Raw genomic sequence first — 22488 nt, 5'->3', positions numbered from 1 at the left:
GTACCGGGACCCGTCCGGCCGCGCCCATTGCCCCCTATGACCAGAACTGATATCAGTTCTGACACAGCGTCAGAAAGTCGCGGTGCGGCGGGAGGCAGGCGGCCATGACCGAGCTCGTGGAACACGGACAGCTGTACATCGGCGGGGTGTTGACCGACCCGCTGGGCCGGGACGTCATCGAGGTGGTCTCGCCGCACACCGAGGAGGTCATCGGCCGCGTGCCGCACGCCTCCCGGGAGGACGTCGACCGGGCCGTGGCCGTCGCCCGCCGCGCCTTCGACGAAGGGCCCTGGCCCCGGGCCACGCTGGAGGAGCGGATCGAGATCGTCGGCCGCATCAAGGACGGCATCGCCGCCCGGCACGAGGAGATCGCCCGGGTGATCTCCGCGGAGAACGGCTCCCCGTACTCCTGGAGCGTCCTCGCCCAGGCCCTCGGCGCGATGATGGTGTGGGACTCGGCGATCCGGGTCGCCCGGGAGTTCACCCACGAGGAGCGCCGGGACGGCGCCCTCGGCCCGGTCCTGGTCCGCCGGGAACCGGTCGGCGTGGTGGCCGCCGTGGTGCCGTGGAACGTCCCGCAGTTCGTCGCCGCCGCCAAGCTCGCGCCCGCGCTGCTGACCGGCTGCACGGTCGTCCTCAAGCCGTCCCCGGAGTCCCCGCTGGACGCGTACCTGCTGGGCGAGATCGCACGGCAGGCCGGTCTCCCGGAGGGCGTGCTGTCCATCCTCCCCGCCGACCGGGAGGTCAGCGAGTACCTGGTCGGGCACCCGGGCGTCGACAAGGTCTCCTTCACCGGTTCGGTCGCGGCCGGCAAGCGGGTGATGGAGGTCGCCGCCCGCAACCTCACCCGGGTCACCCTGGAACTGGGCGGCAAGTCGGCGGCGGTCGTGCTGCCGGACGCGGACCTGGGGACGGCCGTCTCCGGGATCGTCCCCGCGGCCTGGATGAACAACGGACAGGCCTGTGTCGCCCAGACCCGCATCCTCGTCCCGCGCGCCCGCTACGACGAGTTCGCGGACGCCTTCGCCCAGGCGGCGGCCGCCCTTCGGGTCGGCGACCCGCTGGATCCGGCGACCCAGGTCGGCCCGCTGGTCGCCGAGCGGCAGCAGCGCCGCAACCTCGACTACATCCGCGTCGGCCAGGAGGAGGGCGCCAAGATCCTCACCGGCGGCGGCCGTCCGCCGGGTCTGGAGCGGGGCTGGTACGTCGAGCCGACCCTCTTCGGTGACGTCGACAACTCTATGCGGATCGCCCGCGAGGAGATCTTCGGTCCGGTCATCTGCCTGCTGCCGTACGGCGACGAGTCCGAGGCCGTGAAGATCGCCAACGACTCCGACTACGGCCTCTCCGGCAGCGTGTGGACGGCGGACGTCGAGCACGGCATCGACATCGCCCGGCGGGTCCGTACCGGCACCTACTCCGTCAACACCTTCAGCCTGGACATGCTTGGCCCGTTCGGCGGCTACAAGAACTCCGGGCTGGGACGGGAGTTCGGCCCGGAGGGCTACGGCGAGTACCTGGAGCACAAGATGATCCATCTGCCGGCGGGGGCGTAGCCCGTGGGCGACCGCTGGCACGTCGAGGTCGACCGGTCGGTGTGCATCGGCTCGGCCCAGTGCCTCCACCACGCCCCGGACGGTTTCCGCCTCGACTCCGCCCGCCAGTCCCACCCCCTCCGGCCGGACACCGACGCGGCCGAACAGATCCTGGAGGCCGCCGAGAGCTGCCCGGTGGAAGCCATCGTGATCACCCTGCTGGGCAGCGGGGAGGCGGTCTTCCCGCCGGAGGAGTAGGCAGGTCCCTGCCGGGTCTTCCCCTGTGGCGCGTGTCACCCGGCCGCCGTGTCACGGGGGAGGCGGTCTGTCCCGTCTCGGGTTCGAGCAGTCACTCCGAGGGGAGACCGAGATGAAGGTTGTCGTGGTGGGGGCCGGGTATGCGGGCACGTTCGCGGCGAACCGGGTGGCCAGGAAGGTGAAGGGCGCCGAGGTCACGGTGGTCAACGCGCGGCCCGAGTTCGTGGAGCGGATCCGGCTGCACCAGCAGGTCGCCGGGACCGGCACGGTCGCGACGCCGCTCACGTCGATGCTGCGGGACGGGATCGCGTCCCGCGTCGGCACCGTCGAGAAGATCGGTGACGGCACGATCACCCTGGACGACGGCGAGAGCCTCGGCTTCGACCGGCTCTTCCTGGCCGTGGGCAGCACGGTGCGGCCCCTGCCGGGCACGGTACCGGTCGGCACCTGGGAAGGGGCCCAGCAGGCCCGTACGGCACTGGCCGCACTCCCCGCGGGCGCCACCGTGACGGTGGTCGGCGGCGGTCCGACGGGCATCGAGACGGCGACCGAGGTGGCCGAGGCCCGGCCCGGACTGCGGGTGCGGCTCGTCGCGTCGGCGGTCGCCGACTGCCTGTCCGGTGCCGCACGGCAGCGGGCTCTCGCCGCCCTGGACCGGCTCGGGGTGGAGGTCGTCGGCGACGGTGTCGAGGAAGTCGTGGGTGCGGCGGGTGCGGAGAGCGCGGCGGGCGCGGGGCGGTTCCGAGGGGTTCTGCGTCTGCGGTCGGGCCGGGAGGCGGGCTCCGACCTGACGCTGTGGGCGATCGTGGCCGGTGTGCCCGAACTCGCGGCGCGCAGCGGCCTGGAGGTCGACGCGGACGGCCGAGTCGTCGTGGACGAGTTCCTGCGCAGCGTCACCGACGAGCGGATCTTCGCCGTGGGCGACTGTGCGGCGGTGCCCGGCGCCCGCTTCGGCTGCCAGACCGCCGCCCCGCAGGCCCGTGCCGCGGCCGACGCCCTGGCCCGCCTGGCCGGTGGGCGCCCGCCGGAGCCGTACTCCCTGCACTACGTGGCCCGGTGCGTCAGCCTCGGACACAAGGACGCGGTGGCCCAGTTCACCCATCGCGACGACAGCCTGCGGGACAGGTACATCAAGGGGCGCACCGCGACGGCGTTCAAGACGATCGTCTTCAGCGGCACCAGGTACATCGCCCGCAAGGGGGCCGGCGCCTGAACGCCGGGGTACGCTCCTGCGGTTTCGACGGGATACCGACCGGGTGGGGAGCAGCGTGCGCGAGTCCGAGGCCAAGAGGCTGATCGACGAGGCCTACGAGGCGTGGAACGCCGAGGACTGGCCGACGGCGGCCGGACTCCTGGAGCGGGTTCTCGCGCACCACCCGGACGCGCCGGACAGCGCGGTGTGGTGGTACGACGCCGCCCTCGCCCACAAGTTCCTGCGCAACTGGGCGAAGGCGTACGAGCTGGGCCGCGAGGCCGCCGCCCGCGCCCCGCGCGGCGAGGGCGATCCGGCGTACTGGAACCTGGGCATCGCGGCCACCGTCCAGCGCGACTGGGCCACCGCACGGCAGGCGTGGGAGGGCTTCGGCATCCGGCTGCCGGAGGGGGAGGGCCCGATCGAGGGGCGGTTCGGCGCCGCCTGCGTACGCCTGGACACGGGTGCGGAGCGGGAGGTGGTCTGGATCGACCGCCTGTGCCCCACCCGCGGGCGCGTGGTGAACGTGCCGGGGAGCGCCGGCCGGCGCTTCGGCGAGATCGTCGTGCACGACGGCGAACCCCGGGGTCGGCGGATCGTCGACGGCCGTGAGTACCCGGTCTTCGACGAACTCCTCCTCTTCGAGTCCTCCGACCTGCCGACGCTCACGGTGACGGTGCACGCGGGTGAGGCCGCCGACGTCGACGCCCTGGTCGAACTGTTCTCCGGACACGGCCTCGGTGCCGAACCCGCGAGCAGCTTCGAGCTGCTGTGCGCCTGTTGCAGCGAGGGCACGCACGAGCGGCAACGGAAGGTCCACGCGGGCAGCCAGCGGGTGTGCCTGGCGGCTGACGAGGAGGAGGCCCGACGCCTGCTGGACCAATGGGCCGGAGCGTCGCCGGCCGGGCGGAGCTGGGACGGCCTGGAGGCGACGGAGCGGGCGTGACGGCGAGAGCCCGGTTCGCGGGAGCCGCGGGGGAGCCCGGACCGCGGGGAGAGGCCCTGTGCGGTAGTGGTAGGAATTGGACGGTTCCGTCGGCTTCGTCCGTCCTATACTGAAATCAGCCTACGAGGCGAGTGAGGGAGTCCGACCGGAGTAGCCGACTCAGGCGAGACGCGCGAGCATCCGCCCGGGCCGACAGCGACGGTAGGGCTGAGAGGCCGGAGGACAGCAGTAGGGTCCGACGGCGACCCCCATCACCTGATCCGGACCATGCCGGCGAAGGGAACCCGTCTCGTAGGTCTTTCGCGTGCGCCTCGACTTGCGCGGTCGCCCTCGACTGACGCGGTCGCCCGGGCCCACGCGTGCGCCTCGACTCCCGTGAGGGCTGCGGCCCTCGGCGGGAGTCGGTCTTTCGGCCTTCGGCTCTCGGCTCCCGGCTTTCGGCTCTCGCTCTCGGTGGGATTGCGGGCCGGTCTTCGGCGGGATTCGGTGGCGGCGCCGAAGAGAGGCCGGCCGACCCGCGGGTTTCTTCGGGCGTTCGGAGCGGGTCGGGGTTCGGCCGGTGCGGGGCCCGCGGGGGCGATGGTCGTCGTGCATCTCGTCGGCCGTCCGTTCCGGAGGGAACGCCATGACCTCTCAGCTGCCGGTCTCCCTTCAGCTGCCCGTCCTGCTCGCCGCGCTCGTCTTCCTCGCCGTCTACGCCGGCGTCGTCCTGCCGGCCGTGTGGTCCCGCCGCCCCGCCCGGCGTACCGCCGCCCTCGAGGTGCTCACCCGGCTCCTGGGCGCCCTGCGCCCCCGGCGGCGGGGGTGATCACGGGTGGGCCGGCGGCTCCGGCAGGTCGATCAGGCGGCACACCGTCTCGATGTCGATCTTCACCTGGGCGATGGAGGCCCGGCCGGAGAGCCAGGTGATCAGGGCCGAGTGCCAGGTGTGCTCGATGACCCGGACCGCGGAGAGCTGCTCGGGGGTGGGGTCCGCCTGCCCCATCGCGTCCAGGATGATCGCGGTCGTCTGGCGGGAGACCTGGTCCACCTCGGGCGACACGCTGCGGTCGGCGAAGGTCAGCGCGCGCACCATCGCGTCGGCCAGGTGCGGCTCGCGCTGGAGCGCCCGGAAGGCCCGCATCAGGGTCTCGGCGACCCGCCCGGCGGCCGTGTCACCCGCGGGAGGCTTCTTGCGCAGGGTGCCGTGCATGTGCTCCAGCTGGTCCTGCATGGTGGCGACCAGCAGGTGCACCTTGGACGGGAAGTAGCGGTAGAGGGTGCCCAGGGCCACCTGGGAGGATTCCGCCACCTCGCGCATCTGCACGGCGTCGAACCCGCCCCTGCTGGCCAGCTGGGCGCTGGCGTGCAGGATCCGGCGGCGACGGGCCTCCTGCCGCTCGGTGAGGGGCGGCGAGGCCGGCCGCGACGTACTGGCTTCCGCAGGCATGGGTCCCGTTCCGTGACAGTCGGTGAGGGCGGCTGTAGGGCTCGTGATCAACGAGCAGGGCGGGGCCGCGCGCCGTGGCGTGAATCACCTGATCCACTGCTCACAGCGCCCCTACCTGCCGGTAGATTCAGAGCCTCTTGGACGATCAAGTCTGTAACTTGTTCTAGATTAGCGTCCCGGCGTAGTCTCGCGGGACAGTGCAGGCAGAAGGGGGCACGGAGTGACCGCTGAGGCCCGGGAAGCGGGTGCCCAGGAGGACCCCGCGTCCGACGGCGAGCGACCGCTCGACATCGCGCTCCTCACCTACAAAGGGAACCCGTTCTGCGGGGGACAGGGCGTCTACGTACGGCACCTCTCGCGCGAGCTGGCCCGCCTCGGCCACCGGGTCGAGGTCATCGGATCGCAGCCGTATCCCGTCCTCGACGAGGGTGTGGACTACGCCGGCCGGCTGAAGCTGACCGAACTGCCCAGCCTCGACCTCTACCGTCAGCCCGACCCCTTCCGCACCCCGAAGCGGGACGAGTACCGGGACTGGATCGACGCCCTGGAAGTCGGCACCATGTGGACCGGCGGCTTCCCCGAGCCGCTGACCTTCTCCCTCCGCGCCCGCCACCATCTGCGCGCCCGGCGCGGCGAGTTCGACGTCGTCCACGACAACCAGACCCTGGGCTACGGGCTGCTGGGCGACATCGGCGCCCCCCTGGTCACCACGATCCATCACCCCATCACCGTGGACCGGCAGTTGGAGCTGGACGCCGCCGACACCTGGCAGCGCCGCTACGCGGTGCGCCGCTGGTACGCCTTCACCCGCATGCAGAAGCGCGTCGCCCGCCGTCTGCCCTCGGTCCTCACCGTCTCCGGCAGCTCCCGCCAGGAGATCGAGGACCACCTCGGTGTCCGGAACGACCGGATTCACGTCGTCCACATCGGCGCCGACACCGACCTGTTCGCGCCGAATCCCGCCGTGCCCGAGGTGCCGGGCCGGATCGTCACCACCTCCAGCGCGGACGTGCCCCTCAAGGGGCTGGTGTTCCTCGTGGAGGCGCTCGCCAAGGTGCGCACCGAGCACCCGGCCGCCCACCTCGTCGTCGTCGGCAAGCGCCCGCAGGAGGGGCCGGTCGCGCAGGCGATCGAGCGGTACGGCCTCGAAGGCGCCGTGGACTTCGTCAAGGGCATCTCCGACGCCGAACTGGTCGACCTGATCCGTTCCGCGCAGGTCGCCTGCGTGCCCTCCCTCTACGAGGGCTTCTCGCTGCCCGCCGCCGAGGCCATGGCCACCGGCACCCCCCTGGTCGCCACCACCGGCGGCGCGATCCCCGAGGTCGCGGGCCGCGACGGCGAGACCTGCCTGGCCGTGCCGCCCGGCGACGCGGGCGCGCTGGCCGCCGCGCTGGGCCGGCTGCTCGGCGATGCGGAGCTGCGGGAGCGGCTCGGCCACGCCGGCCGCGAGCGGGTGCTCGACCGCTTCACCTGGGCCCGAGCCGCCGAGGGGACCGTGGCCCACTACCGCGAGGCCGTCGCCCGCTCCGCGGGCCGGCCCCCGAGCCGCTCCGCCGCGGCCCCCGGCCGCTCCGCGGCCCAGACCCCCGGGCGCTCCGCGGCCCCGGTAAGTGTTGCAGGCGTCTCCTCCGAAAGCAGGGCCACGTGCTGACCGTCGACTTCTCCCGGTTCCCGCTCGCCCCGGGCGACCGAGTCCTGGACCTCGGCTGCGGGGCCGGCCGGCACGCCTTCGAGTGCTACCGGCGCGGCGCCCAGGTCGTGGCCCTGGACCAGAACGGTGAGGAGATCCGCGAGGTCGCCAAGTGGTTCGCGGCGATGAAGGAGGCGGGGGAGGCCCCCGAGGGCGCCACCGCCACCGCGATGGAGGGCGACGCCCTGGCCCTGCCCTTCCCCGACGACTCCTTCGACGTCGTCATCATCTCCGAGGTGATGGAGCACATCCCCGACGACAAGGGTGTCCTCGCGGAGATGGTGCGCGTGCTCAAGCCCGGCGGGCGCATCGCGATCACCGTGCCGCGCTACGGCCCCGAGAAGGTCTGCTGGGCACTGTCCGACGCCTACCACGAGGTCGAGGGCGGCCACATCCGCATCTACAAGGCCGACGAGCTGGTCGCCAAGGTCCGCGAGGCGGGCCTGAAGCCGTACGGCAGCCACCACGCGCACGCCCTGCACGCGCCGTACTGGTGGCTGAAGTGCGCGTTCGGCGTCGACAACGACAAGGCGCTGCCGGTGCGGGCGTACCACAAGCTGCTGGTCTGGGACATCATGAAGAAGCCGCTCGCCACGCGGGTCGCCGAGCAGGCGCTGAACCCGCTGATAGGCAAGAGCTTCGTGGTCTACGCGACCAAGCCGCACCTGCCGCGGCTGGCCGAAGAGGCGGCCGCCCGGTGACCACCCCCCGGACAGAACACCTCGTCCTGCCCGGGGTCCTCACCGCCGAGCAGGCTGCCGCGACCGTCGCCGGCATCCTCGGCGTGCAGCGGGAGGACGGCGCCCTTCCGTGGTTCCGCGGGCACCACCTGGACCCCTGGGACCACACCGAGGCCGCCATGGCCCTGGACGCGGCCGGCGAGCACGAGGCCGCGGAGCGGGCGTACGACTGGCTGGCCCGGCACCAGAACGAGGACGGCTCCTGGTACGCCGCCTACGCCGACGGCGCCCACGACGACGTCACCGACCGCTCCCGCGAGTCCAACTTCGTCGCCTACATAGCCGTCGGGGTCTGGCACCACTACCTCTCCACGGGCGACGACACGTTCCTGGACCGGCTGTGGCCGACCGTCTACGCGGCCGTCGAATGGGTACTGCGGCTCCAGCAGCCCGGCGGCCAGATCGGCTGGCGGCGCGAGGACGACGGCACGCCCACGGCGGACGCCCTGCTCACCGGCAGCTCCTCCGTCCACCACGCGCTGCGCTGCGCGCTCGCCATCGCCGAGCAGCGCGAAGAGCCGCAGCCGGACTGGGAGCTGGCGGCCGGAGCACTGCGCCACGCCATCCGCCGGCACCCCGAGCGCTTCCTCGACAAGGACCGCTACTCGATGGACTGGTACTACCCGGTCCTCGGCGGCGCGCTCACCGGAGCGGAGGCCAAGGCCCGCATCGAGGAGTCCTGGGACCGCTTCGTCGTCCCCGGCCTGGGCGTGCGCTGCGTGATCCCCAACCCCTGGGTGACCGGCGGCGAGTCCAGCGAACTCGCCCTGGCCCTGTGGGCGGTGGGCGAGTCCGACCGGGCCCTGGAGATCCTCCAGTCCATCCAGCACCTGCGGGATCCCGAGAGCGGCCTGTACTGGACGGGCTACGTCTTCGAGGACGACGCGATCTGGCCCCGCGAGCTGACCACCTGGACGGCGGGCTCCCTGCTGCTGGCCGTCGCCGCGCTGGGCGGCCACGAGGCCACGTGCGCGGTGTTCGGCGGCGAACACCTGCCGGCCGGCCTGGACCCGGACTGCTGCGCCTGACCCGCACCGCCACCGGCGCCCGCACCCGCTTCGCCGCCGGCCCCTGCCGACGGCGAAGCGGGTGTCGTCAGTGCCGCTGCATCCGGTTGGCGATGGCGTGGCCGATGAACAGGTAGACCACGGCGGCGAGGCCGTATCCGGCGACCACCCGGGCCCAGGCCTCGTCGAACGTGAAGAGGTCGTGGGACCAGCCGGCCAGCCAGGCGGCGGTGTCGTGCACGAACTGGACCAGGCTGTTGGCCCGGTTCGCGTCCAGCAGGTACATCAGAATCCACAGGCCGAGTATGAAGGCCATGACGTCGGCGACGATCGCTATGACCGTCCCGGCCTGATTCGCGCCGGTGCGATATCGAGACATGCCCTTCGGATTGCCGCTTCCCCAGCGGTGAAACGCATCCGGTCACCCGGACGGTGTCCCCCGAGTGGCGCATTCGGCCGCCTCGGGTGAGGCTGCCGGAGGAAGCAGACCGCTCGGGGAGGACACGTCGGGAGGACCCCGTGCCCGTGCCGATACGGCGCCTCTTCGTGGCGCTCACCCTGTGCTGCGCCCTGGTGGCCGGAGCCACCGCCTGCGGCGGCAGCGAGAAGAGCAGTACGAAGGACCGTGCGGCGGTACAAGCCGTGCCCGCCGCCGACAGCCCCAGTCCCAGCCCCTCCGCGTCCGTCGAACGCCAGAAGCTCGCCAAGACCCGGTTCGTGGCGAACGCGGGCCTCGCCGCCGGCGCGGTCTACCAGTGGATCGTGAAGCCCTGGAAGGCCGGCAAGTTCAAGAAGGGCGCCAAGGGCCGCAGGACGGCGCTGATCAAGGCCGGTCTCGCCGGCGCCTTCGCCTACAACCGGCTCAAGGCGGCCCAGCGCAACGCCCAGGGCGATCCGACGCTCGCCAAGGCCATCGCGCCGCTCGGCGCCGGCATCGACGCCCTGAAGAACCTGGCGTCCAAGCTCCGCAAGGGCGACGAGGGCGCGGCGGGTTCCTTCGGCAGCATCATCGACCAGATCAAGGACGCGGGGCAGAGCGCCGGCGCGCCGGTGAAGAACCAGGTGCCCACGGCCTCCCAGATGGCCAAGGGCTAGGGTCTTTCGTTTGGATCAGGCCGGATCAGGGAGCGGTGCCAGACCCCGCGAGCCCGGCATGATCCAAACGAGAGGTCCTAGGCGTTCAGCTCCGCGAGCACCCGCAGCGTGTGCGGGTCCGGTGACAGGGCCAGCAGGTCCGTCACCGGGCCCGCGCGCCACAACTCCAGCCGCTCGGCGATGCGTTCACGCGGGCCGACCAGCGAGATCTCGTCGGCGAAGGCGTCCGGCACGGCCAGCACGGCCTCCTCCCGGCGTCCGGCGAGGAACAGTTCCCGGATCCGCCGGGCCTCCTCCTCGTACCCCATGCGCGCCATGAGTTCGGCGTGGAAGTTGCGGGCCGCGTGCCCCATCCCGCCGATGTAGAACCCGAGCATGGCCTTGACGGGCAGCAACCCCTCCGACACGTCGTCGCAGACCTTCACCCGGGCCATCGGGGCCACCAGGAACCCCTCGGGCAACTCCCGCACCACGTCCCCGTACACCTCGGGCCGGCTGGGCGCCCAGTACAGCGGCAGCCAGCCGTCGGCGATCCGGGCGGTCTGGGCGACGTTCCGGGGCCCCTCGGCGCCGAGCAGCACGGGCAGGTCGCGGCGGAGGGGATGGGTGATCGGCTTCAGTGGCCTGCCGAGCCCCGTGCCGTCCGTCCCCCGGTACGGCAGCGGGTGGAACCGCCCGTCCACCGTCACCGGCGCCTCCCGGCGCAGCACCTGCCGTACGACGTCCACGTACTCCCGGGTCGCGGTGAGCGGCGACTTGGGGAACGGGCGGCCGTACCAGCCCTCCACCACCTGCGGCCCGGACAGGCCGAGCCCGAGCAGCACGCGTCCGCCGGAGAGGTGGTCCAGGGTGAGCGCGTGCATCGCGGTGGCGGCCGGCGACCGCGCGGCCATCTGGGCAACCGCCGTGCCCAGCCTGATCGTCGAGGTCCGCGCGGCGATCCAGGTGAGCGGGGTGAAGGCGTCCGACCCCCAGGACTCCGCCGTCCACACGGAGTCGTAGCCGAGCCGTTCCGCCTCCCGGGCCAGCGGCACATGACCGGTGTCCGGACCGCGCCCCCAGTAGCCGAGTGCCAGACCGAGCCGCATGCGTCCGCCTCCTGACGTACCGTCAGATGTCAGCCGGAGGCGACTGTACGACAACGGCCCCCCGCCCGGAAGGGCGAGGGGCCGGTGCGGTACGGCGGTGGGGCTCAGCCGCGCTGGATGCCGGAGGTGTCCTGCAGCACGCCGCGGCGGCCGTCCTGGGTCTGCGCGACCAGCGTGGCACCACGCTGCTCGACGGCCAGGTACCAGGTGCCCGGGGCCAGTTCGGCGATCGGGTTCGGCGAGCCGTCCTCCGCGAACAGCGGACGGGTCACCGGCACGGCGAACCAGAACGGCGAGAAGTCCCCGGCCGGAGGCTGCGCGGCCGGAGCGCCCGGCGCCGGAGCACCCGCCGGGGCACCCGGGGCCGGAGCACCCTGCGGCTGCGGCTGCCCGAACGGCTGGCCCGGCTGCGGCTGGGCGCCGTACGGCTGCTGCGGCTGGGCACCCGGGTAGCCGTAACCACCGGGCGGCTGGGCGCCGTAGGGCTGCGGGGCGGCCGGCTTGGCGGCCGGGACCAGCCCGGCCTGGAGGGCCGGCGCCAGCGGGGTGGCGATGGCGGCGGCGGCCATGACCAGGGTGGCGATGAGGGCGAGGATCAGGCCCGTACCGGCGCTCGGGCCGTCGCTCGACCCACCGCCGATGTTGTTCGCGCCTCCGGACGGGTCGATGACGTTCCCGAGGGCGCTCCACGCGGCGAACACGGCGAAAGCGGCGCCAAATTGGCCGAGGTCCAGGCCGGCCACCTTGCGCGGCTGCGGCAGGGCCCGGGAGACGACGAGGAGCGCGGCGCCGATGAGCCCCGCCAGGACGACGCTCAACAGGACCGGTCCGCTTGCCCAGAGATTCGGGAGATCGTAGTCGTCCGGTGCGCCGTCGACGGAGTAGTTGTCGAGGAACGACGCGATGAACAGCAACACCGCTGCTCCGATCACCACGCCGTCGCCTCTAGTGAGGGAGCGGATATTCACTTCAGGTCCTTCGTAGGTCGTCTCGTCGTCGTAGACACTATCGCCCGCAAGATCCGGCTGTCCGGCCGGTTCCGCCCGCCGGTCACGACTCGCGCAGGAAACTCACGATTCCCTCAGAGATCCCTTGCGCCGCCTGTTGCCGCCAGGCGCCGCTGGTCAGCAGTGCCGCGTCCTTGCTATCGCGCATGTTGCCGCACTCGACGAAGACCTTGGGAACCGTTGACAGATTGAGACCGCCCAGATCCGTACGCGTGACGAGACCGGTACCTTCGCCAAGGTAGTTGGAGGGGGGCTCACCGGTCTCGCGGAGGAAGTTGCCCGCGACGCGCACCCCGAGGTCGTGGGACGGGCCGACGATGCCGCGGGTGTCCGCGGCGCCCGCGTGCACGGACCCCGGCAGGATGACGTGGAAGCCGCGATCGCCCTCGGCGGAGCCGTCGGCGTGCACGGAGACCGCCGCGTCCGCGTGCGCCTCGTTGCCGATCCGGGCCCGCTCGTCCACGCACGGTCCCCAGGCCGGGCTGTCGCCGTCACGGGTCATCTTCACCGTGACGCCCTGCCGCTCCAGCAGGGTCCGCAGCCGGTGTGCCACGTCGAGCGTGAACTGCGCTTCGGTGTAACCGTCGTTGGTGGACGTACCGGTGGTGTCGCACTCCTTGCGGTTCGTGCCGATGTCCACCTGGCGGTTGATCTCCGCCGTGTGCCGGAAGTTGCCCGGGTTGTGCCCCGGGTCGATGACGACGACCTTGCCCTTGAGCGGGCCGGTGGCGTCCGGCCGGGCGGAGGGCGAGGCGGACACCTTGCCGTCGTCGTCCGAGGAGGCGCCCGGAGCCGCCGGGCGAGAGGGCGCCGGGGACGTCCGCGGGACCGGCGTGGAGGACGCGGAGGACGCCGCGCGGTCCGCACCGCCCGAAGCGCCGCCACCCGCCGCCTCGTACACCACCCAGCCGAGCAACGCACCGGGCACCAGCGCGGCGAGCGCCACGGTCAGCGGGCCCCGCCGGGGCCGGCGGGGCTGCGGGGGATCGAAGTCGGGGCCTGCGTAGGACACGTCTGCGACTCTAACCGGGGGCTCAGATCCCCGCTCCCGTTCGCCGCAGGACTCGCAGCGAGCCGGCCGCCGAAACCTCGGTGAACGCCCCCGATCCGAGGGCCCGCAGGTAGACCCGGTACGGCGCCTGGCCCGTGAACTCGTCCTCCGGGTGCGGGAAGACGTCGTGGATGACGAGCAGCCCGCCTTCGGCCACATGGGTGGCCCAGCCCTCGTAGTCGGCGCCGGCGTGCTCGTCGGTGTGGCCGCCGTCGATGAACACGAGACCGAGCGGGGAGTTCCAGAGCGCGGCGATCTGCGGCGAGCGGCCCACCAGCGCCACCACGTGCTCCTCCAGGCCGGCCGTGAACAGCGTGCGCCGGAAGGCCGGGAGCGTGTCCATCAGCCCGACCTCCGGGTCGACCGTCTCCGGGTCGTGGTAGTCCCAGCCGGGCTGCTGCTCCTCGCTGCCGCGGTGGTGGTCGACGGTGAGCGCGGTGACCCCGGCCGCGCGGGCGGCGTCGGCGAGCAGGATCGTGGAGCGACCGCAGTACGTACCGATCTCCATCAGCGGCAGCCCCAGCCGCCCGGCCTCCACCGCCGCGGCGTACAGCGCCAGCCCTTCGTCCACGGGCATGAACCCCTTGGCAGCCTCGAACGCGGCCAGGATCTCGGGCTTGGGGGCGTGCGCGGGCATGGCGGGCCTTTCCTCGTACGACTGTCCGAACGCCCATGCTGCCGCACCCCCCGGCCGCGCGGGCGACGGGGGGTGCGGGAGGCGCCCCGAAAGGGGGCGCGCACCGTGGCGGACGCGATGGGCCGCGACGGTGTGGCAGGCACGGCGGTGCGCCGGGCCGCTACGGGGTGAGAGGTCACGGTGGTGCGCCGGGCCGCGACGGGGTGAGAGGTCACGGCGGTGCGCCGGGCCACGGCGTTGCGACGGCCGCCGGACGGCACGTCGGGCCGCGCCCCTAGGCGTCGACCGTCTCCCCGGGCAGCAGGAGGTCCAGATCCACGGCCCGCTCCGCACCGGAGTGGGTCGCGGACGAGGCGAGCGGCCCATGGCCGGCGGCCTTGGCGGCCAGCACGTACGCCCCCTCGGCCGGCACCGCCAGCACATAGCTGCCGTCCGCCGCGGAGAGCGTCGCCCCCGCCTGCCGCCCCCGCCGGTCGATCAGCGTCACCTTGGCCCGGGCGACCGGCGAGCCGTCCGCACCGAACACCCGGCCGCGGAAGCCCCGCAGCACCTCCTCGGCCCGCTCCAGCGCCGTGTCCTCCTCGCTGCTCGCCCGCAGCTGCGTGTGCTGCGCCGGGCGGCCGGCCTTCGGCAGGAACAGCGCCAGCAGCAGGCCCACCGCGACGGCGGCGGTGGCGATCAGGAAGGAGACCCGGAAGCCGTGCATGGTCGGGATCGCGACGCCGCCCACGTTGTTCGCGGTGTTGGCCAGCACCATGCCGATGACGGCGCTCGACACCGACGTGCCGATGGACCGCATCAGGGTGTTCAGGCCGTTGGCCGCGCCGGTCTCCGAGGCGGGGACCGCGCCGACGATCAGCGCGGGCAGCGAGGAGTAGGCGAGGCCGATGCCGGCGCCGAGGACGACCGACGTGACGACCGTCTGCCAGGCCGCGTCCATCAGGCCGAGGCCGCCGCCGTAGCCGAGCGCGATGATCAGCAGGCCGATGATCAGCGTGGTCTTCGGGCCGTACTTGGCGGACAGGCGGGCGTAGACCGGTGCCGTGAACATCATCGTCAGGCCCAGCGGGGCGACGCACAGGCCCGCGACGACCATGGACTGGCCGAGGCCGTAGCCCGTGGCCGCGGGCAGCTGGAGCAGCTGGGGCAGGACCAGCGAGACGACGTAGAACGCCACGCCGACCATGATCGACGCGAGGTTGGTGAAGAGGACCGCCGGACGGGCGGTGGTGCGCAGGTCGACCAGGGGCGCCTGGACGCGCAGCTCGTACAGGCCCCACAGCAGGAGCACGACGACGGAGGCGGCGAACAGGCCGAGCGTGGTGCCCGAGGACCAGCCCCAGTCGCTGCCCTTGGTGATGGGCAGCAGGAGCAGCACCAGGCCGGTGGACAGGCCGAGCGCGCCGAGCAGGTCGAAGGTGCCCTCGGCGCGCATCGGGGACTCGGGTACGACGAGGAGGGTGAGGACGATGGCGAGCACGCCGAGGCCGGCCGCGCCGTAGAACAGGGCGTGCCAGTTGGCGTGCTGGGCGACGAGAGCCGCGGCGGGCAGCGCGAGGCCGCCGCCGACGCCGATCGAGGAACTCATCAGGGCCATGGCCGAGCCGAGCTTCTCGCGCGGCAGCATGTCGCGCATCAGGCCGATGCCGAGCGGTATCGCGCCCATGGCGAAGCCCTGCAGGGTGCGGCCCGCGATCATGATGAGCAGCTGGCTGGTGAGCGCGCTGACCAGGGCGCCGACCACCATCACGGCGAGGCTGAGGACGAGCATGCGGCGCTTGCCGTACAGGTCGCCGAGCCGGCCCATGATCGGGGTGGCGACGGCGCCGGACAGCAGTGTCGAGGTGAGGACCCAGGTGGCGTTGCTCGGGGCGGTGTCCAGCAGCTGCGGCAGATCCTTGATGACCGGCACGAGCAGCGTCTGCATCACCGCGACCACGATGCCCGCGAAGGCGAGCACCGGCACCACGGCGCCACCCGCTCTCCGGGTGGGCTGGCTGGTCGTCGCGTCTGTCATGGGGTGAGGCCTTCCGCGTGTCATAAGTCCCCGGTAAACCTCGTATGCACAGGCAACTATTCCGTTGCTTCGGGCCTCTAATGAAATCTTGACCGTCCCATGGGTATCTGACGCGGCGTCACAAGGCTGGCCACTTGTTGGAACACGTTCTAGTCTGCGCGGCATGAAGGCCTATGTCGCCGGGGTCGGGATGACCAGGTTCGAGAAGCCCGAGACCCGAGAATGGCAGTACTGGGACATGGTGCGCGAGGCGGGCGGGGCGGCGCTCGCGGACGCCGGCATCGCCTACGAAGACGTGGGACACGTCCCCATCGGCTACTGCTTCCAGCCCTCCACCGCCGGCCAGCGGGCCGTCTACGAACTCGGCCTGACCGGCGTCCCCGTCTACAACGTCAGCAACAACTGCGCGACCGGCGCCACCGCGCTCATGCTGGCCCGGCAGCTGGTCGAGGGCGGGGCCGGCGACTGCGTGCTGGCGCTGGGCTTCGAGAAGATGCGGAAGGGGGCGCTCGGCGTGGGGGCCGACGGGGGTGACTTCGCCGCGTCCCCGGTCGCCCGGCACTACGGGATCATGGCCGCCCGGCACGGCTTCGCGGCGGCCCCGCCGACCGCGCAGATCTTCGCCGCCGCCGCCCGCGAGCACATGGAGAGGTACGGCACGACCGGGGAACAGCTCGCCGCGGTCGCCGCCAAGAACCACCGGCACTCCGCCCACAACCCCTACGCCCAGTTCCGGGACGTCTACGAGGTCGAGGACGTCCTCGCCGCGCGCCCGGTGCATCCGCCGCTCACCAGGCTCCAGTGCTCACCGACCTCGGACGGCGCGGCGGCGGCCGTGGTGGTGTCGGAGCGGTTCGCCGAGCAGCGCTCCCTGACCGGCCTGGTCGAAGTCGTCGCCCAGGCCATGACCACCGACACCGCGGAGTCCTTCGCGTCGGGCTCGTGCATCGACGTGGTCGGGCAGCCGGTGTCCCGGGAGGCGGCACGCCGGGTGTACGACCGCTCGGGGCTCGGCATCGAGGACGTGGACGTGATCGAGCTGCACGACTGCTTCTCCGTCAACGAACTGCTGACGTACGAGGCGCTCGGCATGTGCGCGCCGGGGGAGTCGGGCGCGCTGGTGGAGTCGGGGGCGACGACCTACGGCGGCCGATGGGTGGTGAACCCGTCCGGCGGGCTCATCTCCAAGGGCCACCCGCTGGGCGCGACCGGTCTGGCGCAGACGGCCGAGCTGGTGTGGCAGCTGCGCGGCGCCGCGGGCGGGCGGCAGGTACCGGGGGCGCGGGTGGGGCTCGCGCACAACATCGGGCTGGGCGGCGCGGCGGTGGTGACGGTGCTGCGGGCGGTGTAGGGCGAGGCGGGTGCAGGGCGGGGCGCGGGAGAAAGTCTTCGAGTTCCGCGGACCGGGGCAACGGTCCGGGCGGCCCATGGCCTCCTTTGTATATCTAGGAGGTGCCCATGGGGGACGGGAAGCAGACTCGGAACGAGGAGTTCCAGAGCTTCGTGGTCGGCCGCTGGCCGCGGTTGATGCGTACGGCATTTCTCCTCACGGGGGAGCAGCACGCCGCCGAGGACCTGGTCCAGTCGACGCTCGAACAGGTCTTCGTGGCCTGGCGCAGGGTCGGCGCGGCCGACGATCCGGAGGCGTACGTACGGCGCGTGATGATCAACGCGCACGCGCGCAGACACCGCAGGAAACTCAGGGAGTTCCTGGCGCCGAAGGACGACTCCGGCCTGGTGCGCGAGGTGGCCGACGCGGGCGACCGGATCGCCCAGGCCGATGACCGCAGCGCCCTGCTGAAGGCGCTCGCGCAACTGCCGCCGCGCCAGCGGGCGGCGGTCGTCCTGCGCTACTGGGAGGACCTGACGGAGACACAGGTGGCGGAGGCCATGGGCTGCTCGGTCGGCACGGTGAAGAGCAACGCCGCCAAGGGGATCGCGAAACTCCGTGCCATACCGGCACTGGCGGAGACGGTGACGCACGGAGGGCGGAAGTGATGAGCGCGGACCGGGAGAACCACGACATGACGCAGACGGACATCGCCCTCCTGCTCGCGGACGCGGCGGACGAGGTCGAGATCGGCATAGCCCCGGTCCAGGCCGTCATCCGCGGCGGCCGGCGCCGGCGGGCGCGGCGCTGGGCGGTGGCGGCGGCCACGACCCTGGTGCTGGCGGGGTCGACGGGGGCGACGCTGGCCTTCGCCGGGCTGCCCGGGGAGCACGGGGACCGGGGGGCGCCGACGGCGTCCGGGCCGGCGTCCGCCGAGCAGCGGCATGTGTACGACCCGCAGCAGACGGAGCTGGCGCGGGGGACCGAGCACGGCAAGGAGTGGCGGGTCTGGGTCCAGGTGTGGGGCGCGCCGCGTGACGCGCGGGAGGCGGACCGGCAGTTCGACGCCATGCGGCAGAGGGGTCTGCGGCCGGCGGCGGACAAGGCCGCCGAGCTGGTGGGCAAGACGTCGTACTTCTCCGTCCGGTCCTACGGCGACGACCCCTCCGTGGTGGTCATGTTCGACACGGTCGAGCGGATCGACCGGCTCTCGGGCACCGACCTCCAGGCAGCCGCCGTCAACCTTGAGGGGATCGCCCCCCAGGGCCCCTTCCGGCTGGTGGTCGGTCATGTGGCGAAGTCCGCCCGGGAGGTCACCTGCCACTGGAAGGACGGCGGCTCCACCGCGGCCCACCTGGAGGGCCCCGTCCCCGCCGCCCATGACGCCTCCTCGCTGATCCGGCCGGTGGCCGGCTATCCGGGAGGGAACTGGTTCGTGTGCGTCGCCCCGGAGGGGACGGCCCTGAAGGAGGCCGACGTGACGAAGTGACCCGCCCCGGGGGCGGCCCCGCTCACAGCCATCCCTGCTGCCGCGCCTCCCGGACCGCTTCCGCCCGGTTGCGGGTGCCGGTCTTGCCGATCGCCGAGGAGAGGTAGTTGCGGACGGTGGACTCGGACAGCCGGAGCCGCACGGCGATGTCGGCGACGGTCGCCCCGTCCACCGACGCGTTCAGCACCTCGCACTCGCGGGCGGTCAGCGGACTGGGCCCGGCGCTGAGCGCGGCGGCGGCCAGCGCCGGATCCACCACGGTCTCCCCGGTGAGCACGCGCCGGATCGCCGCGGCCAGCTCCTCCACCGGCCCGTCCTTGACGAGGAAGCCGGCCGCGCCGGCCTCCATGGCCCGGCGCAGATAGCCGGGCCGGCCGAAGGTGGTGAGGATCAGCACCCGGCAGTCGGGCGCCTGCTCCCGCAGCTCGGCCGCCGCGTCCAGCCCGCTCCTGCCCGGCAGTTCGATGTCGAGCAGGGCCACGTCCGGCCGGTGGGCCAGCACGGCGTCCACGATGCCGTCGCCCGCGGCCAGCTGGGCCACGACCTCGATGTCCTCCTCCATGCCGAGCAGCAGGGCGAGCGCGCCGCGCATCATGCCCTGGTCCTCGGCGAGCAGTACCCGGATGCACTTGGCGGGCCGGCGGCCCCGGGGCATCTCGTCCATGGGGCCAGAGTACGGCGGCGCCCCCGGCCCGGTGGGCGCGCCGGGTATGCCGTGCCGCCCCTGCCGGAGGAGACGGATTTCTCACCGCCGTCGTCCGCCGCCCCGGCCCCCCGCCGGTCAAAGACTCTCCCCTTTCGGCTGCCGCGGGGGTTGACGGTTCCCGAGGAGGCTAAAACAATCGCCCCTGCATTTCCCGGAATCCCCGGCAATTCCACGGATGGAAAGGTTCGGTATTTCGATCGAACACCGTTCGGTATATCGGACGCAAGGAGACGACGACCCGCACCGCCCACGACGAACCCGAGGTGCACCGTGCTTGCGAGAACCCCCCGCGCCCTCCTCTCCGCCCTCGCCGTCTGCGCCGCGCTCGCCGCGCTGCTGCTCGGCACCGGCGCGCCCCCGGCCGCCGCCGCGAGTGCGCTGCCCTGCGACCTCTACGCCGCCGCCGGCACCCCCTGCGTCGCCGCGCACAGCATGGTCCGGGCGCTGTACGCGTCGTACGACGGCCCGCTGTACCAGGTGCAGCGGGCCTCGGACCGGGCCACCGCGAACATCGGTCCCCTGGCCGCCGGCGGGTACGCCGACGCCGCCGCCCAGGACTCCTTCTGCTCCGGCACGACCTGCATCGTCACCGAGATCCACGACCAGTCCCCGCGCCACAACGACCTCACGATCGAGGGTGCGGGCGGGGCCGGGGCCGCCGATGTCGGGGCGCCCGCGGACGCCCTGCCGGTGACCGTCGGCGGCCACCAGGTCTACGGCCTGGAGATCTCCGCCGGCATGGGCTACCGGGACAACTCCACCTCGGGCGTGGCCGTGAACGGGCAGGCCGAGGGGATGTACATGGTCACCTCGGGCACGCACGTCAACAACCGCTGCTGCTTCGACTACGGCAACGCCGAGACCAACAACATGGACACCGGCAACGGCCACATGGACGCCATCAACTTCGGCACCGAGTGCTGGTTCGCGCCCTGCCACGGCCAGGGCCCGTGGGTGCAGGCCGACCTGGAGAACGGGCTGTTCCAGTCCGACGCCGGCTACAGCAAGAACACCGCGAACACCGGCACCGGGCCGCTGCCGTTCGTGACCGCGTTGCTGAAGAACAACGGCCGGGACCATTTCGCGCTGAAGTACGGAAATGCTCAGTCGGGCGGGCTGACCACCACCTATTCCGGGGGTGAGCCGACCGCCGGCGGATACGCGCCGATGCATCAGGAAGGCGCCATCGTCCTCGGTACCGGCGGGGACAACAGCAACGGCTCCATCGGGTCCTTCTTCGAGGGCGTGATGACCTCGGGCATCCCCACCGACGCCGCCGACAACGCCGTCCAGGCGAACATCGTCTCCGCCGGCTACGGCGGCCCGACCGGCAGCACCGGCACGCTGAGCCCCGGCTCGGAGATCTCGCTGCGCGCCACGACCTCCTGCTGCACGAACGGCTACGTCCGCCACCAGAACGACGCGGGCGTCCTCTCCACCGTGACGTCGAGCAGCTCGCCCCTCGACAGGAACGACGCCACCTGGATCGTCCGCCGGGGTCTCGCGAACGGCTCCTGCGTCTCCTTCGAGTCGCGGAACTACCCCGGTGACTTCCTGCGCCACTACGACTACCGGCTCCTCCGGCAGCCCATGGACGGCACCGGCCAGTTCCGGGCCGACGCCACCTTCTGCGCACAGACCGGCAAGAGCGGCACCGGTACCTCGTTCGCCTCGTACAACTACCCGACGAGATACCTGCGCCACTACAACCACAACCTGTACATAGCGAGCAACGGCGGATCCCACGACTTCGACAGTGGGACGTCCTGGACGGACGACGTCAGCTGGGCCGTCGGCTCGCCCTGGGCACCCTAGGGCCTCTCGTTTGGATCATGCCGAGCTCGCGGGCCGGCCTGATCCAAACGAAAGACCCTAGTCGCCCGCGGCCGCCGCGCCCGCGGCCGCCGCGGCCGCGGCGGCCGTCCGCTCGTCGGCGCCGACCGGAAGGTCCGCGGTGACCGTGAAGCCGCCGCGCGGCGCCGGGCCGGCCGTGAGGGAGCCGCCCGCCGCCGCGAGGCGCTCGGTCAGCCCCTTCAGTCCCGTGCCGCCGATACCCGCGCAGGCGCCCGCCGCGGCCGGGGCGCCCGTGCCGTCGTCCGCGACCGTCAGCCGGACCCGCTCGGCGGCTCCCTCCACGGTGATCTCGCAGCGGCTCGCCCTGCTGTGCCGGACCACGTTGGTGACCGCCTCGCGCACCACCCAGCCGAGCAGCGCCTCGGTCTGCGGGTCGAGCGGCGTCCCGGACTGGCGGACCACCGGCTGCACGCTCGCCGCGGACAGCGCCGAGCGGGCCCGGGACAGCTCGGTGGCCAGGCTGCCCTCGCGGTAGCCGGTCACCGCCTCGCGGATCTCGGTGAGCGCCTGCCGGCCCACCGACTCGATGTCGGTGATCTGCCCCAGCGCCGCGTCCATGTCGCGCGGCGCCAGCCGGCGGGCCGCCTCCGACTTCACCACGATCACCGACAGGGTGTGCCCGAGCAGATCGTGCAGATCGCGGGAGAACCGCAGTCGCTCCTTCTCCACCGCGCGCCGGGCCAGCTCCTCACGGGCGTCCCGCAGTTCCCGCACGGCCTCCGACAGACTGAGGATCGCGGCGGTCACCATGCTGGAGATGAAGGTGGCGTACCCGATGCCCGACGCGTCCCCCCAGCCGCCGCGCACGTAGGAGACGACACCGGCGTACACCGCGAGCAGCAGTCCGGTGCGGCCCAGCCACGGGCCGCGCAGGGCGGCGCCCGTCGCCAGCCCCAGCAGCGGGAAGAACGTCAGCCACTCACCGCCGTAGCCGAGCGCCAGACCTGTGGTCAGCAGGCCCATCAGCCCCAGTGCCACCCGGGTGGACGCCGCCTCCCGCTTGGCCCGGTCGAAGGAGCGGAAGGTGACGTAGACGTACAGGGAGTTGAAGGCGAGCAGGCCCAGGCCGCCGACCCACGGGTCCGGGGTCTTGCCCTGGAGCACATTGGAGAGGGACCCCAGGCCCATCAGCAGCCAGGGCAGCAGGGCGAAGCCGCTCGGGGGCGGGCCCGGATGGTCGACGTCGGGAGATCCCCGCTTCCCGTCGGTGGCCCGCCGTGCGGCCCGGAGACGCTCGTGCTCCGCCTTCCACTCGCCGTGTGCCGTCCGCCAGGCCCGTACCCGGCACCGCACTCTTCGTCGCGATGTCATTTCTCTGTTTCCCCCGATCAGCCGGTCGCCGCCCTTCGGCGATGCGACAGCACAGCGTACGAATCGAACACTACGAAGTCGGACACCCACTCCGGCAGAGGCACAT

22 protein-coding genes are annotated in these 22488 nt (G+C 72.7%); 13 read left to right on the top strand and 9 right to left on the bottom strand.

The annotated features are described in order from the left end of the window. Positions 1-104 precede the first annotated feature (104 nt). The 5 genes from ACZ7KF_RS10135 (at position 105) to ACZ7KF_RS10115 (ending at position 4739) form a co-directional block, all read left to right on the top strand. The gene (locus ACZ7KF_RS10135; protein WP_471071143.1) at positions 105-1556 is read left to right on the top strand and encodes an aldehyde dehydrogenase; all 1452 of its coding nucleotides are present in this window, start codon (positions 105-107) and stop codon (positions 1554-1556) included. Positions 1557-1559: 3 nt separating this feature from the next. Continuing rightward, positions 1560-1793 (top strand): ferredoxin, encoded by a 234-nt coding sequence (locus ACZ7KF_RS10130; protein ID WP_471071140.1) that lies wholly within the window; start codon positions 1560-1562, stop codon positions 1791-1793. Positions 1794-1905: 112 nt separating this feature from the next. Next, positions 1906-3006, top strand: coding sequence for an NAD(P)/FAD-dependent oxidoreductase (locus ACZ7KF_RS10125; RefSeq protein ID WP_471071137.1), 1101 nt, complete (start codon positions 1906-1908; stop codon positions 3004-3006). 55 nt (positions 3007-3061) lie between these two features. Further along, positions 3062-3931, top strand: coding sequence for a tetratricopeptide repeat protein (locus ACZ7KF_RS10120; protein WP_471071133.1), 870 nt, complete (start codon positions 3062-3064; stop codon positions 3929-3931). A 625-nt stretch (positions 3932-4556) separates the two neighbouring features. After that, complete coding sequence (locus ACZ7KF_RS10115) at positions 4557-4739, top strand: hypothetical protein (protein ID WP_471071130.1); 183 nt, start codon at positions 4557-4559, stop codon at positions 4737-4739. Here the strand turns inward: ACZ7KF_RS10115 and ACZ7KF_RS10110 are convergent, their stop codons facing one another. Then, complete coding sequence (locus ACZ7KF_RS10110) at positions 4740-5360, bottom strand: TetR family transcriptional regulator (RefSeq protein WP_471071127.1); 621 nt, start codon at positions 5358-5360, stop codon at positions 4740-4742. It lies immediately after the preceding gene. Between the two features lie 220 nt (positions 5361-5580). Here ACZ7KF_RS10110 and ACZ7KF_RS10105 point away from each other — a divergent pair, with 220 nt between their 5' ends. Genes ACZ7KF_RS10105 through ACZ7KF_RS10095 form a run of 3 tightly spaced genes read left to right on the top strand, consistent with a single transcriptional unit; the run spans position 5581 to position 8818 of the window. Beyond that, entirely contained in the window at positions 5581-7011 is a 1431-nt protein-coding gene (locus ACZ7KF_RS10105; protein WP_471071124.1) for a glycosyltransferase family 4 protein, read from the top strand. After that, positions 7005-7751, top strand: a complete 747-nt coding sequence (locus ACZ7KF_RS10100) for a class I SAM-dependent methyltransferase (protein ID WP_471071121.1) — start codon at positions 7005-7007, stop codon at positions 7749-7751. The genes ACZ7KF_RS10105 and ACZ7KF_RS10100 overlap by 7 nt, the downstream gene beginning before the upstream one ends. Next, entirely contained in the window at positions 7748-8818 is a 1071-nt protein-coding gene (locus tag ACZ7KF_RS10095) for a prenyltransferase/squalene oxidase repeat-containing protein (RefSeq protein WP_471071118.1), read from the top strand. The genes ACZ7KF_RS10100 and ACZ7KF_RS10095 overlap by 4 nt, the downstream gene beginning before the upstream one ends. 67 nt (positions 8819-8885) lie before the next feature. Here the strand turns inward: ACZ7KF_RS10095 and ACZ7KF_RS10090 are convergent, their stop codons facing one another. Then, positions 8886-9176 carry a hypothetical protein gene (locus ACZ7KF_RS10090; protein ID WP_471071115.1) on the bottom strand — a complete coding sequence of 97 codons (291 nt, stop codon included), beginning with the start codon at positions 9174-9176 and terminating at the stop codon, positions 8886-8888. Between the two features lie 140 nt (positions 9177-9316). On the opposite strand from ACZ7KF_RS10090, the gene ACZ7KF_RS10085 reads away from it, so the two are divergent. Continuing rightward, positions 9317-9892 (top strand): hypothetical protein, encoded by a 576-nt coding sequence (locus tag ACZ7KF_RS10085; RefSeq protein ID WP_471071113.1) that lies wholly within the window; start codon positions 9317-9319, stop codon positions 9890-9892. 77 nt (positions 9893-9969) lie between these two features. Here ACZ7KF_RS10085 and ACZ7KF_RS10080 read toward each other — a convergent pair whose 3' ends face one another. The 5 genes from ACZ7KF_RS10080 to ACZ7KF_RS10060 all read right to left on the bottom strand — a co-directional run bounded on the left by ACZ7KF_RS10080 (position 9970) and on the right by ACZ7KF_RS10060 (position 15692). Next, positions 9970-10980 (bottom strand): LLM class F420-dependent oxidoreductase, encoded by a 1011-nt coding sequence (locus ACZ7KF_RS10080; RefSeq protein WP_471071110.1) that lies wholly within the window; start codon positions 10978-10980, stop codon positions 9970-9972. Positions 10981-11084: 104 nt separating this feature from the next. Further along, a complete protein-coding gene (locus ACZ7KF_RS10075; RefSeq protein WP_471071107.1) occupies positions 11085-11948 on the bottom strand; it encodes a DUF5336 domain-containing protein in 864 nt (287 codons plus the stop codon). A gap of 82 nt (positions 11949-12030) precedes the next feature. Then, on the bottom strand, positions 12031-12999 hold the full coding sequence (locus tag ACZ7KF_RS10070) for an N-acetylmuramoyl-L-alanine amidase (RefSeq protein ID WP_471071104.1): 969 nt from the start codon (positions 12997-12999) through the stop codon (positions 12031-12033). Between the two features lie 22 nt (positions 13000-13021). Further along, a complete protein-coding gene (locus ACZ7KF_RS10065) occupies positions 13022-13675 on the bottom strand; it encodes a class I SAM-dependent methyltransferase (protein WP_471071101.1) in 654 nt (217 codons plus the stop codon). A gap of 274 nt (positions 13676-13949) precedes the next feature. After that, complete coding sequence (locus ACZ7KF_RS10060) at positions 13950-15692, bottom strand: MFS transporter (RefSeq protein ID WP_471071098.1); 1743 nt, start codon at positions 15690-15692, stop codon at positions 13950-13952. A gap of 163 nt (positions 15693-15855) precedes the next feature. Between ACZ7KF_RS10060 and ACZ7KF_RS10055 the strand changes: the two genes are divergently transcribed. From ACZ7KF_RS10055 to ACZ7KF_RS10045, 3 genes are all read left to right on the top strand, one after another. Then, positions 15856-17043 (top strand): thiolase C-terminal domain-containing protein, encoded by a 1188-nt coding sequence (locus tag ACZ7KF_RS10055; RefSeq protein ID WP_471071094.1) that lies wholly within the window; start codon positions 15856-15858, stop codon positions 17041-17043. Between the two features lie 107 nt (positions 17044-17150). After that, on the top strand, positions 17151-17690 hold the full coding sequence (locus tag ACZ7KF_RS10050) for a SigE family RNA polymerase sigma factor (protein ID WP_471071091.1): 540 nt from the start codon (positions 17151-17153) through the stop codon (positions 17688-17690). Beyond that, a complete protein-coding gene (locus tag ACZ7KF_RS10045; protein ID WP_471071089.1) occupies positions 17687-18511 on the top strand; it encodes a hypothetical protein in 825 nt (274 codons plus the stop codon). The genes ACZ7KF_RS10050 and ACZ7KF_RS10045 overlap by 4 nt, the downstream gene beginning before the upstream one ends. Positions 18512-18533: 22 nt before the next feature. Here ACZ7KF_RS10045 and ACZ7KF_RS10040 read toward each other — a convergent pair whose 3' ends face one another. Continuing rightward, positions 18534-19175 (bottom strand): response regulator, encoded by a 642-nt coding sequence (locus ACZ7KF_RS10040; RefSeq protein WP_471071086.1) that lies wholly within the window; start codon positions 19173-19175, stop codon positions 18534-18536. 312 nt (positions 19176-19487) lie between these two features. Here ACZ7KF_RS10040 and ACZ7KF_RS10035 point away from each other — a divergent pair, with 312 nt between their 5' ends. Then, on the top strand, positions 19488-21032 hold the full coding sequence (locus ACZ7KF_RS10035; RefSeq protein ID WP_471071084.1) for an alpha-L-arabinofuranosidase B: 1545 nt from the start codon (positions 19488-19490) through the stop codon (positions 21030-21032). Between the two features lie 57 nt (positions 21033-21089). On the opposite strand, the gene ACZ7KF_RS10030 is transcribed toward ACZ7KF_RS10035, so the two are convergent. Next, complete coding sequence (locus ACZ7KF_RS10030; RefSeq protein ID WP_471071081.1) at positions 21090-22382, bottom strand: sensor histidine kinase; 1293 nt, start codon at positions 22380-22382, stop codon at positions 21090-21092. Positions 22383-22488 lie beyond the last annotated feature (106 nt).

The sequence above is a fragment of the Streptomyces sp. NPDC038200 genome (assembly GCF_055600785.1).
The sequence above is the reverse complement of the archived record's forward strand: the minus strand, read 5'-3'. Positions and strand labels throughout refer to the sequence as shown.